Source organism: Streptomyces sp. NPDC059037 (assembly GCF_042740015.1).
Taxonomy (GTDB): domain Bacteria; phylum Actinomycetota; class Actinomycetes; order Streptomycetales; family Streptomycetaceae; genus Streptomyces.
The window spans coordinates 1-16,853 of the sequence record NZ_JBHYIG010000217.1; the positions used below are offsets into that span (position 1 = coordinate 1).

Consider the following 16,853-nt stretch of genomic DNA (forward strand, 5'->3'; position numbering starts at 1 on the left):
GCGCGCGCCCGCCCCCCCCCCCCCCCCGGCGCGCCCCGGCGCGCGCTCTCCGAGCGCCGCGCGCCCGCCCGCCGCCCCCCCGCCCCGCGCTCGGCGCCCCCCCCCCGCCGGCGCGCCGCGGCCCCCTTCGACCCCCGAGCCGTCCTTGAGGACGATCTGTACGACGTCGCCCGCCTGGGCCGCGCCGTGCTCCTCCAGGAGTGTCCGCGCGGCCTGCGCATCGGTGCCGGGCAGCGAGAAGTCGTTGTGATAGTCGCTGCCCACCAGGCCCGCGACGGCGGTGACCCCGATGACCGCGGCGACCCACAGCGACAGGGCCCGCCATCTGTGGCGGTGCGAGAAGGCGGCCAGGCGCTCGAACAGGCCGGTGCGGCGGGGAGGAAGACCGGTAGGTGCGGTGAGAGTGTCCACATCCAGCAGGCTAGGAAGCGGAAGGCGGCGGATCGTCGCCCTCACGGGGGCACCGCACGATGACCGCCTACCCCACGAGTTGTGGGCGTGCCCCGACCGCGTACCCCGCTGGTTGCGGGGCCGCTACCGCTGGTCGAGCCAGCCGGGCAGCCGCATCCCCGACTCGTACGCGATGATCACCAGCTGCGCCCGGTCGCGCGCGTCGAGCTTGGTCATGATCCGGCTGACATGGGTCTTCGCCGTCGCGGGGGAGAGCGTCAGCTCGGCGGCGATGCCGTCGTTCGAGAGGCCCGCCGCGACCAGCGCGAGCACCTCGCGCTCCCGGCTCGTCAGCGGGGCGAGCCGTTGCGCCGGATCGGGTGGCGCGGGGGCGCGCATGGCGAGATCCGCGATCAGCCGGCGGGTGACCGCGGGAGCCAGGAGCGCGTCGCCGCGGGCCGCCACCCTTACGGCGTGCAGCAGTTCGGCCGGTTCGGTGTCCTTGAGCAGGAAGCCGCTGGCTCCGGCGCGCAGCGCGTCGTACACGTACTCGTCCAGGTCGAACGTGGTCAGGATGACCACCCGCGTCATGGCGAGTGCCGGGTCCGCGACGATCCGGCGGGTGGCCTCGATGCCGTCGGCGACCGGCATCCGGACGTCCATCAGGGCGACGTCCGGGACGTGTTCATGGGCGAGCCGGACCGCCGCGTCGCCGTCGCCCGCCTCCGCCACGACGCTCAGGTCCTCCTCGTCGTCGAGGATCGACCGGAAACCCGCGCGCACCAGGCGCTGGTCGTCCGCGAGCAGGATCCTGATCATGCCGTCAGCCTTTCACCGTCGTACGGAAGGGCCGCCTCGACCCGGAACCCGCCCTGGGAGTCGCGGCCCGCGCTGAACGTGCCGCCCGCCTCCTCGGCGCGCGCCCGCATACCGCGGATCCCGCTGCCGTCGCCCTGCCGCACCGGCGGCCGGGCCACCCCGTCGTCCCGGACGCACAGGGTGAGGCCGCGCTCGCCGTACTCCACGCGCACGAGCACCGCCCTGGCCCGGGCGTGCCGGATCGTATTGGTGACCGATTCCTGGACGATGCGGAACGCCGCCGCGTCGATGCCGGCTGGCAGCGCCCGCGCCTCGCCCACGGACTCCGTCCGCAGCGTGAGACCGGACCGCTCGGCGCGCTCGGCCAGCTCGGGCAGCCGGGCCAGGGATGGCTCGGGCGCCGGCCGGGTCGGCGCGGCCTCGCCCCGCTCCCGGAGCACTCCCAGCGCCGCCCGCACCTCGGTGAGCGCCTCGCGGCTGGTGTCCTTGATGGTGCGCAGGGCCTCGGCGCCCTGTGCCGGATCGCGCTCCAGGCGGTGCAGCGCGGCGGCCGCCTGCACATTGATCACGGACAGCGTGTGGCCGAGGACGTCGTGCAACTCGCGGGCGATCCGCAGCCGTTCCTCGCCCGCCACCCGTTCCTCCGCCTCGCGCAGATAGGCGGCCCGCTGCCGTGACACCACGCCGATCGCCACCGAGGCGACCAGCCAGCCGGTCATCAGGACCAGCGAGATGCCGTCGACCGGGGGATTCGCCTTGTGCAGGGAGCCGAACCCCACCCCGCCCAGCGCGAGCGCCGCGAGCACGACCGCGACCAGGAGATGCCCGGCGGCCGCCACCGCGTACAGCGCGACGGCGAAGACCAGAAGCAGTGGCCCGTCCGTCGCGGACAGCAGGTAGTACGCGGCGGTGCCGACCAGCGTGAGGACGCCGACCGTCACCGGGTGCCTGGCGCGGAAGTGCAGGGCGCCGCAGGTGAGTACGAGGATGACGAAGGGCAGTGCGTCGTAGCGCCCCGGCCCCTCGCCGCGCACCAGGGCGACGAGGGCGCCGACGGTGACGAACAGCGCGACGGCGACGGTCACGAGCAGGTCGGTGTGGAGCCGGGGTCGGAGGTTCACGTACGCGAGCCTATGTCCAAGGGGGAGGGGGTCTCGTGGCTATGCGTGCCAGTGGCAGCGCAGCGCGGCGGTGGCGAAGCCGGGCCCGAAGGCGACGGTGACGCCGCGGGCGCCGGCGGCGGGCGGGTCGGTGTGCGTTCGCTCCAGGACCCGCAGGATGCTGACGCCGCCGAGGTTGCCCTCGTCGGCGAGGGTGTCGGTGGAGTGCCGGGCGTCGTGGGGGGTGAGGCCGAGGGCGGTGGCGGTGTCGGCGATGATGCGGGGGCCGCCGGGGTGGATCACCGCGAAGTCGGGCTTGTGCGGACCCTGCCAGTCCAGCACCGCGGGCAGCACGTCGTCCGCGGCGGTCAGCGCCTTCTTGGTGGAGTCGAAGTGGAATCCGTCGGTGGCGATACGCCCTTGGTAGCGGTCCAGGCTCTCCGGCAGGACGTACTCGAAGCTGTCGTCGATCGCGATCCCGTCACCGAACGGTTCGCCGGTGACGACCGTCGCGGCGGCGGAGTCCCCGAACAACGCCTTGTAGATCATCGATTCGATGCTGGTGTCGGCGTGGTTGTAGACCGTGGATATGGCCTCCGCGGCCACGACGAGGACCTTGCTGCCGGGGCGTGCTGCCACGAGGTCGGCGGCACGGATGAGGGCTTGGACGCCCCCGGCACAAGCCATGGTCGTCAGCGCGATGCGCCGCACCGTGGGGCGCAGACCGAGTCGTGCGCCGAGCTGTACGTCGAGGTTGGGCACGGCCCAGCCGGTGACATGGGCGGTGACGATCGCGTCGATGTCCTGCGCGGCCAGCCCCGCCGCATCGAGCGCCGCGTGGGCGGCACGTTCCGCCATCACGAGAGAGTCCTGGAAGGCGGCCTCCGCCCGCACACCGACGTCGGCCGTGCCCGCGATGCCGGGGGAGTCGATGGGGCGAGTGAAGTAGCGCGTGCTCACACCGCAGTTGCCCACGACGCGGAGGGCCGCGCTGAGCCGAGGATGGTCGGGGTGGTGCGTACGTATGTCGTCCGCGATGTCCGCGGTGGTGATCTTTTGGTCACCGAAGACGGTCTGGGGTCTTGATACATAGGCGGGCACGGGTGACTCCCACGGTGGCTGGATCGGAGTGGGGGGACGTGCGGCACAACGTACTTCACCGCGCTGAACTGGTCCCCTCTCCGAAAGCCGGAGGATTGGGAGATATGACGTGCCGTCAGTGGGCCCGCAGCATGGGCGCGCGGGTATGGGCCCGCTTCTCGCCCGGGTGGAACACCAGGATGATCAGCCGTGCGCCGGGTGCCGTCATGGGCTGCGCCGCACACATGGTGAGCCAGCCGGGCCCCTGTTGGGCGTGGCGCAGGGGACGTTCGTCGCCATCGGGATGTGAGAAGAAGTCGCTGGCTTCGTAGAGGGGAGCGGCCTCGGCGTCTTCGAGTACTTCCTTCTCTATCTGGCGCAGCACCTCGTCGTCCGGTCGGGACGCGAGCGCGGCGCGCAGTTGCGGCAGCACCATCGGGGCCCAGGCCGTGTGCCAGTCCGTCAGGGCTTCGCGGCCGCCGGAGTCCAGGAGCATCCACCGCATCGTGTTGGTGGGAACGACCCCGTTGGTGAACAGATCGGCGAACGGCTTGTTGTAGGCGAGCATGTCCCACGACGCGTCGGTGACGTACGCCATGTGCCCGATGCTCTCGACCGCCTCCTGCCAGACCCCGGGGATCTCCTTGCCCGACGACTGATGCAACGGCCCCGGCGGCTCCTGCAGCAGCGCGTACCTGCAGAGCGAGACCCACTCCTGCTCGTTCAACCCGAAGAGCCGTGCCACGTCCCGCAGCAGGGAGGTGGGCGGATTGGGGTAACTGCCCGACTCCAGGCGGTGATACGTCCCGATCGTCCGGTGCAGCAGTTGGTCCACCTGGTGCTGCGAGAGGCCGCGGGCGCGCCGCCCCTGGCCCGTGGGGCGGCTGAAGCCGTGGGCTTCGGGGGCGATGAGGGCGCGTCGTTCGCGGAGCAGAGCGCGCAGCGCCGTCTTGTTCATGGTGGGTAATCCCTCTGGGTACACGCCGAGTTGAGCATCAGCAGTCTAAATATTCCTAGCAGCTTTGGGAGTAAAGATTGCCCGAAGAAAAACGATCAGTGCGTACGGCATCATGGTCAGCGCGGGACCACCGACCTGCGAGTTCGATCGTCGGTGGGCACGCGGACACAACTGTGGGGCATCTTGACCGGGGAGCTTGAAATTGGCTGAAATTCCTCGCCGTCGGGTACCCCATAGGCCCGTTGGGCCGTAGCGGGAAGAGTATGGATCGGTTGTTCGTATTCCGATGCGTGTGGTCGGAAACGTCGCAGTCCGGACCTACGACGCGACACTTCTCCGAACGGTCTCCTGGGTCCACTGGCTGCGGCCGGTGCCGTCACTCGCCATTACGTAGCGGCCACGGTACCGGCCGCCCGCGGTTGTCCGCGGGCGGAAATCGCACGGCCCGGACGGCTCATCCGGCGGGCAGTTGCTCCTGCGCGCGAGCCAGGATCTCCGTCACGCGCAGTCCGAACCGCACGTCACAGGCGTGCGGCCGGCCGGAGTCCGCGGCCGCCACGAGCGCGTCGACCGCCGACCGGAACGCGTCGAGCGGCCCGCCGCCAGTAGGCATCAGCGCCGTCCCCGCCTCGCCGCGCAGTTCCACGGTCACCCCGGACGCCTTGACGGGCGCCGTCAGGCTCAGCGCCGCCGTGCTCGACGCCCCGCCGGAATGCCGCAGGATCAGGTGGACCGTGTCCGCGGGGCCCGCCGCGGCCGTAACCGCGGTGACATCTCCGAGCAACGGCATCAGCATCGACAGGGCGTGCGGGCCGACGTCCCACAGGCCGCCACGCCGGGCGCGCCACGGCGAGTCGAACGGGCTGCTCCCGTCCGGTGCGTAGAACGAGCCGTACCACTCCGCGCGGCCGGTGAACCAGCCGCCGGTCGCCGCCTGCCGGGCCACCCAGTCCGAGGTCGGCGCGGCGAAGCGCAGCGTGAAGAAGACGACGGACGCCACCCCGGCCGCGTCGGCCGCCGCCGCGAGGCCGCGCGCCCCGGCCACCGACGTCGCCACCGGCTTGTCCAGGAGCAGATGACAGCCCGCCGCCGCGGCCCGCGCGGCCAGCGGCGCCTGCACGTCCGGGGGTACCGCGAAGGCCACGGCATCGCTCACGGCGAAGAGTTCGTCCACCTCGGCGTACGCCGGCACCGCGTGCGCCGAGGCGAGCGCGGCCGCCGCGCCGGGGCGGCGGCCCCACACGCCTGCCAGCTCCACGTCCGGGTGCGCGGCGAGAGCGGGCGCGTGGGTGGACGAGGCCCAGGGGCCCGTGCCGACAAGGCCCATTCGCAGTCTCTTCATGGTCGGCATTATGGCTGACTCGATACCTACGGCGAAGGGCAAAGTCCAGTGAACACAAGGGCGTTGGCTGTTCTTTGCCGATGCCACGTACCCACGAGTGGCTGGATCTCGTATCCGAACTCACCAGTAGTGAAAGCCCATTCACCCGCTATGGTGAATTCGCATTCACCTCACTTCTTCTGCATTCATTCCTCCCGGCTTCCCTCCCTACTTCCCTGTCCCTTCGCGCCCGAGCTGGAGCGATCATGAAGCTTGTCCCGATATCCGCCGGAGAACGCACGGGCATATGCACCCGCCTGACCGTTCCCGTGCTGGCCTTCGGCGGCATCCTCATGGCGGTCATGCAGACGGTGGTCGTGCCGCTCCTCCCCGATCTGCCGCGGCTGACCGGCAGTTCACCGGGCGCGGTGTCCTGGCTGGTCACCGCCACGCTCCTGGCCGGTGCGGTGCTCACGCCCGTGCTCGGCAGGGCCGGCGACATGTACGGCAAGCGGCGGGTGCTGCTCGCCGCGCTCGGCCTGATGACCGCAGGATCGGCGCTCTGCGCGCTCACCTCGGACATCCGGGTGCTGATCGCGGCCCGCGCGCTGCAGGGCGCGGCGGCCGCGGTCGTGCCGCTCTCGATCAGCATCCTGCGGGACGAACTGCCGCCGGAGCGCACCGGATCCGCCGTGGCCCTGATGAGCTCGACGGTCGGCATCGGGGCGGCGCTCGGCCTGCCGCTGGCCGCGCTGATCGTGCAGTACGCCGACTGGCACGCCATGTTCTGGGCCACCAGCGCGCTGGGCGCCATCGGGCTCGCCCTCGCCTGGTGGACCGTGGCCGAGTCGCCGGTCCGCTCGCCGGGCCGCTTCGACACCTGGGGCGCCCTTGGGCTCGCCGCCGGGCTCGTCTGTCTGCTGCTCGCCGTGTCCCAGGGCGGGCAGTGGGGGTGGCGCAGTGCGCCGGTGATCGGCCTGTTCGCCGGGGCCGTGGTCATCCTGTCCGTGTGGTGGCGACAGCAACTGCGGGCGGAGCAGCCGCTGGTGGACCTGCGCCTGGCGGCCGGGCGGCGGGTGTTGCTGCCCCATGTGGCCGCGCTCCTGGCCGGGTTCGCCTTCTACGCCAACTCCCTCGTCACCGCCCAGTTGGTGCAGGCGCCCGTCGCCAGCGGCTACGGCCTTGGCCTCTCGATCGTGGCGACGGGCCTGTGCCTGCTGCCCAACGGAGTGATCATGCTGGTCCTCTCACCCGTCTCGGCCCGCGTCTCCACCCGCCACGGTGCCCGCGTGACCCTGGCGATCGGCGGTGCCGTCATGGCGCTCGGCTATGTCGTGCGGATCGTGGACAGCCGCCACCTGTGGGTGATCATCCTGGGCGCGGCCGTGGTCTCGACGGGGACCACCTTCGCGTACTCGGCCCTGCCCACCCTGATCCTGCGGGCCGTGCCGCCGACCCAGACGGCGTCCGCGAGCGGGGTGAACGTGCTCATGCGCACCATCGGACAGAGCGTGTGCAGTGCCGCGGTCGCCGCCGTGCTCGTCCAGCACACCACCGCCGTGGACGGGCTGCGGGTGCCGACCCTGCCCGGCTATCAACTGGCCTTCGCGATGGCGGGAATCATCGCGCTCGTCGCCTGCGCCACGGCCCTGGCCATACCCTCGGAGAAGGCACCGGACGGTCCGGAGCGGACGGCAGGGCGGCCAGGCCCCCTGGCGGCGGACGGCCCCGGAAGGGAGAAGCTGACGCCATGACCGCTGACGCCATGACCGCATCGACAGCGGACGCCGGCCCCGAGGTCCACGGCCGCCGTGACGCCGAGGGGACCAAGGCCGCCATCATCCGGGCGGCCCGGTACCTCCTGGCCCGGCACGCGCACGCCGACATCACGCTCAGGGCCGTCGCCGAACGGGCCGGTGTGAGCCCTCCGTTGATCCTCAAGTACTTCGGCAACAAGGACGCGCTCTTCGCCCGCGTCATGAACTTCGAGACCGATGCCGACGCCCTCCTGGACGCACCGCTCGCCGGACTCGGCCGGCACATGGTCCACCATCTGCTGACCGGCCAGGCCGAGCACGGCGCCGACCCCATCCTGCGCATCGTCTTCGCCCCGCTCCACGGCGAACAGGGCGACATCCTGCGCAGCAACTTCCGTACGCAGGTGGCACAGCGCCTCGGCGAGCGGCTCGAAGGACCGGACGCGGGCCTGCGCGCCGAACTCGCGGTGGGCACGCTGCTCGGCCTGGGCGTGATGTACGGGATCGCCCGCGGGCCGCATGTGCGCGGCACGCCGATCGCCGAGATCACCGAGCGGTACGCGCCCACCGTGCAGGGCTTCCTCACACCTCCGTGAGGGGGCGGCGCGGCATCGTCGAAGACGGCGTACGCGCAGTGGTTGAACGCCGCGCCGCCCCCGGCGCTCCGCGGCCTGGCACTGACCATCAGCTGCGCGCCCGGCACCGCGGCGGTCACCCGCCGGATACTGCTCGTCGGCCACCACATCGGCGGTCAGCCCGTGCCCCGCGGCGAGCGACTCGCACAGCGTCACGGCGGCGCGAAGCCGTGGCCGCCGCGCCCGCGCGCGGTGACGCGGAGTTCGGCGCTGCCCGCGGTCAGGGTGCCGGCCCGCCCCGCGATGATCCCGGCGGGCGCCCCGTTGGAGCTGACGTGCACGGAGTAGGCGCCGACCAGCGGCTTGCCCGCGGCCTCCGGGGCCGCAGAACCTCGTCGCGACGGTGTGGGTGGGCTCGCCGGGCGACGTGCAGGCGCTTGAGGTCCGTATCGCGCACGCGCTGCCCCATCTGCGTATCGTCGACCGTGCGGTCGCGCTGCGTGCGGTCAAGCTCATGGACCGACGCCTGGATGCGGCGGGCCGCGCCGTCGGGTTCGTGCCCATAGGTCCATAGATCTCTGGAACGGAGAGTACGCATGAATGACGCGAGTGAACGCCCCTTCCTGGCCCGCAAGTTGGGCATGCAGCGGCATCCGGAGGGCGGCTGGTTCGTCGAGACGTGGCGGGCGCACCACTCCTTCACGCCGGCCGGCTACCCCGGTGAGCGGGCGGCGGCCACCGCCATCTACTTCCTGCTCTGCCCGGGCGAGGAATCCGCCTGGCACGTGGTGCGCTCCGACGAGATCTGGCTGTGGCACCGCGGCGGCCCCCTCGACCTGCTCATCGGCGGCGACGGCGAGCTCCCGAAGGAGGGCACGGAGCCGATACGGATGGGCTCCTCCCTAGAGGACGGCGAGCGCCCGCAGGCCCTGGTCCCCGGCGGCATGTGGCAGTCGGCGCGCCCCGCCGGCGACGAGCCGGTCCTGGTGAGCTGCATAGTGTCGCCCGGCTTCGACTACGCGGACTTCCGGCTGGCGGACTGAGGCGGCGCGGAAGCCGGATCGTCCCGCGGCGAGCAGGCCACCGGCACCGTCACCGCCGCGCCCTTCCCTCCGTGCGCATCCTTCCCCCGGTGCACGACCGCGACCGCCGCGAGCCCGACCGCGAGCCCCAACACCGTCTGTACGCCGAAGGGTTCGCCGAACATGAGGGCACCCCACAGCGCGGTGACCGGCGCCATGAGGAACATGAGCGTGTTGACCTGCGTGACCCCGGAGCGCCGCAGGATCAGCCAGTAGAGCCCGTACCCGCCGAAGGTGGACAGCGTCACGAGCCAGCTGATCGCCACCCAGAACGACGCCTCCGCGGGCGGCGTCGCGGCGCCCGCGGCCACCGCGAGCGCCGTGAAGACGACGGCGCTGGTGACGCAGTGGACCGTCATCGCGACCGCGGGAGCGACCGGACGGGGGGAACGGCGGTCCAGGAAGGTCGCCGCCACCAGCGAGAACATCCCGAGGAACGGCACCAGGTAGGCCCACCAGGGCGCATCGGTGCCGCCCGTCGCGTCCGCCGCCGTGACGATGGCGACCCCGGCCACGCCGAGCCCCAGGCCGACCCACTGGGTGCGCGAGACGTACTGGCCGAGCAGCGGACCGGCCAGCGCGCCCGCCACCAGCGGCTGGGTGCCGTCGATCAGGGCGGTCGTGCCGCTGGAGACGCCGAGCTGGATCGCGTAGTAGACGGTGAGCAGATAGCCGCTCTGCGACAGCGCCCCGACGGCCGCCTGCCGCACGGCGTCGCGCGCGGTGAATCCGCGCCAGGACGCCCGCGTCAGGGTGAGGGCGACGACCGCGAGCACCAGTGCCAGCGGCAGGAATCTCCACATCAGGACCGTCACGGCGGACGCGCTGCCCGCGCCCAGCTTGGCCCCGATGAAGCCGGAGCTCCAGGTCAGCACGAAGGCGATCGAGAGCAGGAAGTTCACGGCGTCCCTCCGGATGAAGTAAACCGATCTGTCTACTTGCCCTCCCGAGTATACAGATCGGTTTAGTATGGGGGCATGGGTGAGAGCGGGAACGAGATCGCGAAGGCCGGTGCCGGTGCCGGTGCTGCTGCCGGTGCTGATGGCGCTGATGGTGCACCGCGCAGGATCGTCATGACGCCAGGCGCCCGCCGGGCGCTGGACGCCGCGAGCCGGCTGTTCTACGAACGCGGCATCCATGCCGTCGGGGTGGACCTCATCGCCGCCGAGGCCGGCGTCACCAAGAAGACGCTGTACGACCGGTTCGGCTCCAAGGAGCAGATCGTCGTCGAGTATCTGGCGGGCCGCGACGAGCGCTGGCGCGCCTTCCTCGTCCCGTACGTCGAGGCCGCGACCACCCCACGGGCCAAGATCCTGGCCGTCTTCGACGCCTCGCGCGACTGGGCCGAGGCGAACAGCGGCAAGGGGTGCAGCATGGTCAACGCGCACGCCGAGATCAGTGACCCGGCGCACCCCGCATTTCAGGTCATCACCGGCCAGAAGGCCTGGATGCTCGCCCTGTTCACCGGTCTGGCCCGTGAACTCGCCCCCCGCCGGGCGGTGAAGCTGGGCCGGGCGCTGATGCTGCTGCACGAGGGCGGCCTGGTCGCGCACGGCCTGCACATCTTCCCCGACGCCATCGGCCACGCCCGCGGTGAGGCCGCGGCGCTGGTCAAGGGTGCGATGCCCGCCGTCGGTCCGGGTCGCTGAAGCCGCTGTTGGGGAAGTCTTTGCCCATGGCCGGAATGTGTCGTTCCGCGTTACCGGCGCATTGACCGTACGCAGTCGCAGGACACACCCTTGCTACATAGCTGCTGTCTACACCTAGTTTGCCGGGTGTGGCTCACAGGCAGCGCGAAGCAGGAGGTAGCGCATGTGTGGCATCACTGGCTGGGTCTCCTTCGACCGTGATCTGCGGACCGCGGCGGACACGCTGGACGTGATGACGGAGACGATGTCCTGCCGCGGTCCCGACGACCGCGGCACCTGGATCGAGGGACCGGCCGGACTCGGGCACCGCAGGCTCGCCGTCATCGATCTGCCCGGCGGGCGCCAGCCCATGACCGCGCGCACCCCGCGCGGCACCGTCGCCCTCGTCTACTCGGGGGAGACGTACAACTTCACCGAACTGCGCCGCGAACTGACCGGCCGCGGCCACCCGTTCACCACCGAATCGGACACCGAAGTCGTCCTGCGCGGCTATCTGGAGTGGGGCGAGGCGGTCGCCGAACGCCTGGGCGGCATGTACGCGTTCGCGGTGTGGGACGGCAGGCACGACAAGCTCGTCATGATCCGCGACCGGATGGGCATCAAGCCCTTCTACTACTACGAGACCCCCGACGGCGTCCTGTTCGGCTCCGAGCCCAAGGCGATCCTCGCCAATCCGCTGGCCCGCGCACGCGTCGGCGCCGACGGTCTGCGGGAGATGTTCACCGTCGTCAAGACGCCCGGTCACGCCGTGTGGGAGGGCATGCGCGAGGTCGAACCCGGCACGGTCGTCACCGTCGACCGCACCGGCCTTCGCCGCCACGTCTACTGGCAGTTGGAGACCCGCCCGCACCCCGACGGCCGCGAGGAGTCCATCGCCAAGGTGCGCTCGCTCCTGGAGGACATCGTGCGGCGCCAGCTCGTCTCGGACGTGCCGCGCTGCACCCTGCTCTCCGGAGGGCTCGACTCCTCGGCGATGACCGCGCTCGCCGCGCGCCAACTGGCCGAAGCCGGCGAGAGCGTACGCAGCTTCGCCGTCGACTTCGTCGGCCAGAGCGAGAACTTCGTCGCCGACGCGCTGCGCGCCACCCCGGACACCCCCTACGTGCACGACGTCGCGAAGGCGGCCGGCACCGAGCACCGCGACATCGTCCTCGACTCGCACGCGCTCGCCGACCCCGAGATCCGGGCCGCGATGATCCGCGCCCGCGACCTGCCCATGGGATTCGGGGACATGGACGCCTCGCTCTACCTCCTCTTCCGGGCCATCCGCGAACATTCCACGGTCGCGCTCTCGGGGGAGTCGGCGGACGAAGTCTTCGGTGGCTACCTGCAGTTCTTCGACGAAGAGGCCCGCGCGGCCGACACCTTCCCCTGGCTGGTGCGGTTCGCCGAGCACTTCGGTGACGACGGCGACGTACTGCGCCCGGACCTGACCGCCGCCCTCGACCTTCCCGCGTACGTCAAGGACAGCTATGCGACGGCGGTCGCGGGCGTCCAACGGCTCGACGGGGAGAGCGACTTCGAGTACCGGATGCGGAAGATCTGCCATCTGCACCTGACCCGCTTCGTCCGTGTCCTGCTCGACCGCAAGGACCGTGCGAGCATGGCCGTCGGCCTGGAGGTGCGGGTGCCGTTCTGCGACCACCGGCTCGTCGAGTACGTCTACAACACGCCCTGGTCGCTGAAGTCCTTCGACGGCAGGGAGAAGAGCCTGCTGCGGGAGGCGACGGCGGACGTCCTGCCGCGTTCCGTGTACGACAGGGTGAAGAGCCCCTATCCCTCCACCCAGGACCCGAAGTACGCCATCGCCCTCCAGGAGCACGTCAAGGACCTGCTCGCCGAGCCCGCGCACCCGGTCTTCGGCCTGGTGGACCGGGAGCGGGTGGCGCGGGCTGCGGGACGCGACGTACCGCAGATCACCCAGGCGTCGCGGCGCGGCCTTGAGCGCACCCTGGACCTCGCGCTCTGGCTGGAGCTCTACACCCCGGAGATCGCGCTGCCCTGAGCGGGCCGCTCACTGCCCCGAGCAGGTGCGGACCGTCGGCTGCGGCGGAACCTGCTCCGGGCGGGCGGGTTCCGCCGAGGTCGCCAGGGTGTCCAGGAACCGCTGGAGCGCGGGAGTGCCCCCGGGGCCCAGATCCCGGCGGATGGGCGGGACGGCCGCCGGGGCGGCGGACCCGCGCCGGTTCCCCGTTTTCGGGCAGGGCGGTTCCGGCGCGTCGACGGTCACGGCCCGGCGTATGAACTCGTCGACCGGCAGTCCGAGTTGGTCCGCATGACGCAGCAGCGCCGCGTACTCATCGGCCGTGAACAAGACCTGCACAGGCTTGGCACCGTCCATGGACGCATGATGACGCCCGAGGCCGCGCGACGCGGTGCGGTTGGCATATTCGCGCTCGAAGGCGTGAAACAGAGCGTGGTCGGCACACGCCGGAACAAGGGTGGACCCCGACCGGACGGGGGAATCGCGATCGGGGCCCACATACCGTTCAACGGTGAACCATCGGCGGGTGTTCCCAGGTGGAGCGGCCATCGCTGTGAGCTGCGTTACGTGCCGACCGGCGGGCCAGGGGTGTCCGCGGGGTGTCCGGGGGGTGTATCCACCGCCACCCCGATCTCGAGTCGTACGCCCGATGTCCCGGGTCGCGACTGTCCGTAACTTCAGGGAGGTGACGCAGCGAGCGTCCGCCGCGAAGGGACTGATGGCAATGAGTGGTCGTTCTCGTCGTACGGGCACATCCGGATCCGCCGGCGGGAAGCTTCACCGCCGTGATGGGGCCCTCCGGGTCGGGGAAGTCGACCCTGCTGCAGTGCGCGGCCGGGCTCGACCGGCCGGACTCCGGCATCGTCATGGTGGACGGCGAGGAGATGACGGGCGGCAGCGAGGCCGAGCTGACCAAGTTCCGCAGGCGGCGCATCGGCTTCGTCTTCCAGCAGTACAACCTGCTGCCCACCCTCGACGTCGCACAGAACACGACCCTGCCCCTCAAGCTCACCCCGACGAGCTCTCCGGAGGCCAGCGTCAGGGGGTCCCCCCAGGCCCTTAAGGCACTGGGGGAGGGTGGACATCGCCCGGGCCCTGGTCACTGAGCCGAGCGTGATCTTCGCGGACGAGCCGACCGGCGCCCTGGACACCCGCAGCGCGCGCGATGTCCTGCAGCTCCTCCAGGAGACGGTGCGGGCGCACGGCAGGACCGTGGTGATGGTGACCCACGACCCGCTCGCCGCCTCCTACGCCGACTCCGTGCTTTTCCTCGCCGACGGCCGCCTGGCCGGGCAGCTGACGTCCCCGACCGTCGACGCCGTCGCCGAGCGCCTCGCGCACCTGGGCGACGTCGTGGCCGGCTTCGACCGCGCCGTGCCGCTGGGGGTGTGAGCGATGTTCTCCCTGGCCCTGCGCTCCGTCCGGCAACGCCCCGGACGCCTCGTCGCCACGCTGCTCTCCGCCTTCCTCGGCGCGGCGATCATCATGACGTTCAACTCGATGCACGACACCGCGGGCGCCCAGGGCGTCGACGACGTCAGCGTGGAGAGCCTCACCACCGCGGCGAGCGTCGTCGGCGGCTACGGCACCCTCCTGGTGTTCTTCGCCGTCGCCTCCACGCTGACGGTGAACGTACGCCGGCGTGGCGAGGAGATCAGCCTGCTGCGCAGCACCGGGGCCACCCCGGCGCAGATCAAACGGATGGTCGTCGGCGAGGCGGCGGTCGTCGCCCTGGTCGGATCGCTGCTCGCCATCGGTCCCGCGATGCTCGGCGGGCAGGCGCTGCTCGGCATGTTCCAGGACAGCGGGCAGGTCGCCGACGGCGTCGACTTCTCCTTCGGGCCGATCGCCCTGATGTCGGGCATCGACATCACCCTGCTCGCCTCGGTGGGCGCCGCGTTCCTCGCGGTGCGCCGGGCGACCCGGGCGGCCGCCGGGGAGCGCAAGCCCCCGGGGGCGGCTGCGGAGCTTCGCCGGCTGCGCGGCCGTACTCGCCGGTGCCGCGGGCGTGCTGTCCACCTTCGCCTTCGACGCGAAGGACGCCGCGCTCATGGCGGCGCCCGCCTACGGGGCGATCCTGCTCTCGGTGGGCTTCGCCCTGCTCTCGCCGAAGCTGCTCCGGGCCCTGCTCGGCACACTGGCCCGGCCGCTCGAGGCGCTCACCGGGGCGAGCGGCTATCTGACCGTGCTCAACATGCGGCGGCGCGCCGATCAGCTGGCCGGTGTGCTGATGCCGCTCATCGTCTTCACCGGCATGGCGACCGCGACGCTCTCCATGCAGGCCGTCGAGAGCGACGCGATCAAGGCATCGGGTCTGGCCAAGTCCGTCGAGGACAAGAACCTGGAGACGCTGAACCTCGTGGTCGTCGGGATCATCGTGGTCTTCTCCTGCATCATGCTGATCAACAGTCTGTACGCCGCGACCTCCTACCGCGGCCGCGAATTCGGCCGGCAGCGCCTGGCCGGGGCCACTCCGGGGCAGGTGCTCGCGATGGTCGGCGTCGAGGGTCTCGTCCTCACCGCCACCGGAGTCTTCTTCGGCACGGTCGCGGGCCTCGCCGGAATCCTGCCCTTCAGCGCGGTCCGCACCGACACCCTCGTCCCCGGCCAGGGCCTGGGCATCTGGCTCACCATCGTCGGGGTCGCCACCGCGGTCACGCCGGCCGCATGACCGGCCGGTCAGTTCTCCGCGGCGGGTGCGCAACTGCTCCCAGGGCTCGGTGTCTTCCGCTCCGTGAGGTAGTCGTCCACGGCATCGCGTGTGCAGCCACTGCGGTTGTACACGCTGTGTCCGTCGCCCTCGTACGGCAGCAGGACCGTCGTCCCGCGGGTCTGCCGGTGCACATGGGTCGCCCATGAGAAGTGGTTGGCCGGGTCGTGCATCGAATGCAGCATGAGGATCTTGGGCGCTTCGGTGATGCGGAGACGGTGCTGGGGGTTGTTCACCTCGTCGGGCCAGCCTATGCAGGCGGCCACACCGGCGTGGACACGTGGTGAGCCGCGCATGTGCGGTGCGGCCCGCAGTTCGGCTTCGGTCAGGCGGGCGAACTCCTTGTGGCTCTTGGGGCGGAACCGCCAGTCCTGGCAGAACGCGGCTTGGAACGGCTCCGCGACGGTCTGCTGCGGCGCTGTCCGCGAGGGCGGCTCTGCCCGGGGCCGCTGAGCGTCCGGTGGATCCTGCGCGTCGAGCTCGGCCACGTACGTGGCCAGGCCGTCCCGGTCGGGGCCGTAGAACTTCTTGAAGGCGAAGAGCGCGATGGCGTTCGCGGTGAGGGCCTGGTCCGGGTTCTCGGGATCCCGTATCTCCCCTCGGTCGGCCCTGGCGAGCAGGCCGTCCCAGACGGCGGTGACATCCCGGCCGTGCAGTGCGCAGGAGCTGGTGCGGTCACACCACTTCGCGAACTGGTGGAGCGAGTCCTCCGCGGTGGCGGCCGATGAGACGAGGAAGTCGCGGGCGCCGAGGCTGTGGTCGATGTTCGCGGTGAGCGCCATCGTCCGGATCCGGTCGCCGTACTCCTCCGCGTACTGCTCGCCGAGCAGTGTGCCGTAGGAGTGACCGAAGTAGTTGATCTTCTGCTCGCCCAGTGATCTGCGGACGGCGTCCATGTCCCGGACCACGCTCAAGGTGTCGGCGTGGTCGAAGACCGGGCCGGTGTGCCGTCGGCAGTCCTTGCGCAACGCGCGGTTGTACTCGGCGAGTTGACCGAACTCCGCCTGGTCGCGGGGGTAGGCGGACGGGCGCTGCTCCAACAGCTCCTTGGAGCACTTCACCGGGTGGCTGGCGCCGACCCCGCGCGGGTCGAATCCGACGATGTCGAACTTCTCCTGCACCTCCGCGCTGAAGTGCGTCTTGGCGCGCCGCACGGCGAAGTCCACCCCCGAATCGCCCGGCCCGCCAGGGTTGACCATCAGCACGCCGATCCGGCGATCCGGGTCGGTCGCCTTGCGGCGCGCCACGGCGAGATCGAACTTCTCGCCGGCCGGGCGCGCCCAGTCGATGGGCAGCCGCAGGGTCCCGCACTGCCCGTGGGCGTGCGGGGGGGCCCGCGGACACACCCATGTGTGCGCGGGGGGGGGGGGGCGGCGCGGGGCAGCACGTCCCCCGCGGCGGGGGCGCGGGGGGGGGTGGGGGGGGGGG

Annotated in this window: 15 protein-coding genes and 3 pseudogenes; 9 read left to right on the forward strand and 9 right to left on the reverse strand. The window is 71.5% G+C overall.

Going from position 1 to position 16,853, the window contains the following annotated elements; genetic code table 11:
- From ACFWY6_RS33180 to ACFWY6_RS33205, 6 genes and pseudogenes are all read right to left on the reverse strand, one after another.
- Positions 1–411: pseudogene (locus ACFWY6_RS33180) on the reverse strand (hypothetical protein); the annotation flags it as partial.
- A 123-nt stretch (positions 412–534) separates the two neighbouring features.
- Positions 535–1,209, reverse strand: a complete 675-nt coding sequence (locus ACFWY6_RS33185) for a response regulator (protein WP_384698385.1) — start codon at positions 1,207–1,209, stop codon at positions 535–537.
- On the reverse strand, positions 1,206–2,330 hold the full coding sequence (locus ACFWY6_RS33190; protein ID WP_384698387.1) for a sensor histidine kinase: 1,125 nt from the start codon (positions 2,328–2,330) through the stop codon (positions 1,206–1,208). Before ACFWY6_RS33190 ends, ACFWY6_RS33185 begins: the two co-directional genes overlap by 4 nt.
- 39 nt (positions 2,331–2,369) lie before the next feature.
- Positions 2,370–3,410, reverse strand: coding sequence for a PhlD (locus tag ACFWY6_RS33195; protein WP_384698390.1), 1,041 nt, complete (start codon positions 3,408–3,410; stop codon positions 2,370–2,372).
- Positions 3,411–3,525: 115 nt separating this feature from the next.
- Positions 3,526–4,347, reverse strand: a complete 822-nt coding sequence (locus ACFWY6_RS33200; protein ID WP_384698393.1) for a helix-turn-helix domain-containing protein — start codon at positions 4,345–4,347, stop codon at positions 3,526–3,528.
- A 454-nt stretch (positions 4,348–4,801) separates the two neighbouring features.
- Positions 4,802–5,689 carry a Gfo/Idh/MocA family protein gene (locus ACFWY6_RS33205; protein ID WP_384698396.1) on the reverse strand — a complete coding sequence of 296 codons (888 nt, stop codon included), beginning with the start codon at positions 5,687–5,689 and terminating at the stop codon, positions 4,802–4,804.
- A gap of 245 nt (positions 5,690–5,934) precedes the next feature.
- Here ACFWY6_RS33205 and ACFWY6_RS33210 point away from each other — a divergent pair, with 245 nt between their 5' ends.
- From ACFWY6_RS33210 to ACFWY6_RS33230, 5 genes are read left to right on the forward strand one after another with little or no spacing between them, the layout of a single operon-like run.
- Complete coding sequence (locus ACFWY6_RS33210) at positions 5,935–7,422, forward strand: MFS transporter (protein WP_384698399.1); 1,488 nt, start codon at positions 5,935–5,937, stop codon at positions 7,420–7,422.
- Positions 7,419–8,021 (forward strand): TetR family transcriptional regulator, encoded by a 603-nt coding sequence (locus ACFWY6_RS33215; RefSeq protein ID WP_384698402.1) that lies wholly within the window; start codon positions 7,419–7,421, stop codon positions 8,019–8,021. The genes ACFWY6_RS33210 and ACFWY6_RS33215 overlap by 4 nt, the downstream gene beginning before the upstream one ends.
- A 42-nt stretch (positions 8,022–8,063) precedes the next feature.
- Positions 8,064–8,348, forward strand: coding sequence for a hypothetical protein (locus tag ACFWY6_RS33220; protein ID WP_384698404.1), 285 nt, complete (start codon positions 8,064–8,066; stop codon positions 8,346–8,348).
- Between the two features lie 55 nt (positions 8,349–8,403).
- Positions 8,404–8,574 (forward strand): hypothetical protein, encoded by a 171-nt coding sequence (locus ACFWY6_RS33225; RefSeq protein WP_384698407.1) that lies wholly within the window; start codon positions 8,404–8,406, stop codon positions 8,572–8,574.
- 22 nt (positions 8,575–8,596) lie between these two features.
- Positions 8,597–9,043 carry a cupin domain-containing protein gene (locus ACFWY6_RS33230; RefSeq protein WP_384698410.1) on the forward strand — a complete coding sequence of 149 codons (447 nt, stop codon included), beginning with the start codon at positions 8,597–8,599 and terminating at the stop codon, positions 9,041–9,043.
- On the opposite strand, the gene ACFWY6_RS33235 is transcribed toward ACFWY6_RS33230, so the two are convergent.
- The gene (locus ACFWY6_RS33235; RefSeq protein WP_384698413.1) at positions 9,016–9,984 is read right to left on the reverse strand and encodes a DMT family transporter; all 969 of its coding nucleotides are present in this window, start codon (positions 9,982–9,984) and stop codon (positions 9,016–9,018) included. The genes ACFWY6_RS33230 and ACFWY6_RS33235 overlap by 28 nt on opposite strands.
- A 171-nt stretch (positions 9,985–10,155) precedes the next feature.
- Between ACFWY6_RS33235 and ACFWY6_RS33240 the strand changes: the two genes are divergently transcribed.
- The gene (locus tag ACFWY6_RS33240; protein ID WP_384698423.1) at positions 10,156–10,731 is read left to right on the forward strand and encodes a TetR/AcrR family transcriptional regulator; all 576 of its coding nucleotides are present in this window, start codon (positions 10,156–10,158) and stop codon (positions 10,729–10,731) included.
- A gap of 163 nt (positions 10,732–10,894) precedes the next feature.
- Positions 10,895–12,736, forward strand: coding sequence for an asparagine synthase (glutamine-hydrolyzing) (gene asnB, locus ACFWY6_RS33245; protein ID WP_384698415.1), 1,842 nt, complete (start codon positions 10,895–10,897; stop codon positions 12,734–12,736).
- Positions 12,737–12,745: 9 nt separating this feature from the next.
- Here the strand turns inward: asnB and ACFWY6_RS33250 are convergent, their stop codons facing one another.
- Positions 12,746–13,072 (reverse strand): hypothetical protein, encoded by a 327-nt coding sequence (locus ACFWY6_RS33250; RefSeq protein ID WP_384698418.1) that lies wholly within the window; start codon positions 13,070–13,072, stop codon positions 12,746–12,748.
- A gap of 413 nt (positions 13,073–13,485) precedes the next feature.
- Between ACFWY6_RS33250 and ACFWY6_RS33255 the strand changes: the two are divergent.
- Both ACFWY6_RS33255 and ACFWY6_RS33260 read left to right on the forward strand, forming a co-directional pair.
- Positions 13,486–14,107 (forward strand): annotated as a pseudogene (locus tag ACFWY6_RS33255) (ABC transporter ATP-binding protein); the annotation flags it as partial.
- A 3-nt stretch (positions 14,108–14,110) separates the two neighbouring features.
- A pseudogene (locus tag ACFWY6_RS33260) lies at positions 14,111–15,374 on the forward strand (FtsX-like permease family protein); the annotation flags it as partial.
- 20 nt (positions 15,375–15,394) lie between these two features.
- On the opposite strand, the gene ACFWY6_RS33265 reads toward ACFWY6_RS33260, so the two are convergent.
- Entirely contained in the window at positions 15,395–16,771 is a 1,377-nt protein-coding gene (locus ACFWY6_RS33265; protein WP_384698421.1) for an alpha/beta fold hydrolase, read from the reverse strand.
- Positions 16,772–16,853 lie beyond the last annotated feature (82 nt).

Bases quoted from the DNA above. Each gene is read 5' to 3' on its own strand.
- ACFWY6_RS33185 (WP_384698385.1), bottom strand. From the start codon at position 1,209: ATGATCAGGATCCTGCTCGCGGACGACCAGCGCCTGGTGCGCGCGGGT.
- ACFWY6_RS33200 (WP_384698393.1), bottom strand. From the start codon at position 4,347: ATGAACAAGACGGCGCTGCGCGCTCTGCTCCGCGAACGACGCGCCCTC.
- ACFWY6_RS33205 (WP_384698396.1), bottom strand. From the start codon at position 5,689: ATGAAGAGACTGCGAATGGGCCTTGTCGGCACGGGCCCCTGGGCCTCG.
- ACFWY6_RS33210 (WP_384698399.1), top strand. From the start codon at position 5,935: ATGAAGCTTGTCCCGATATCCGCCGGAGAACGCACGGGCATATGCACC.
- ACFWY6_RS33215 (WP_384698402.1), top strand. From the start codon at position 7,419: ATGACCGCTGACGCCATGACCGCATCGACAGCGGACGCCGGCCCCGAG.
- ACFWY6_RS33230 (WP_384698410.1), top strand. From the start codon at position 8,597: ATGAATGACGCGAGTGAACGCCCCTTCCTGGCCCGCAAGTTGGGCATG.
- ACFWY6_RS33240 (WP_384698423.1), top strand. From the start codon at position 10,156: ATGACGCCAGGCGCCCGCCGGGCGCTGGACGCCGCGAGCCGGCTGTTC.
- asnB (WP_384698415.1), top strand. From the start codon at position 10,895: ATGTGTGGCATCACTGGCTGGGTCTCCTTCGACCGTGATCTGCGGACC.
- ACFWY6_RS33250 (WP_384698418.1), bottom strand. From the start codon at position 13,072: ATGGACGGTGCCAAGCCTGTGCAGGTCTTGTTCACGGCCGATGAGTAC.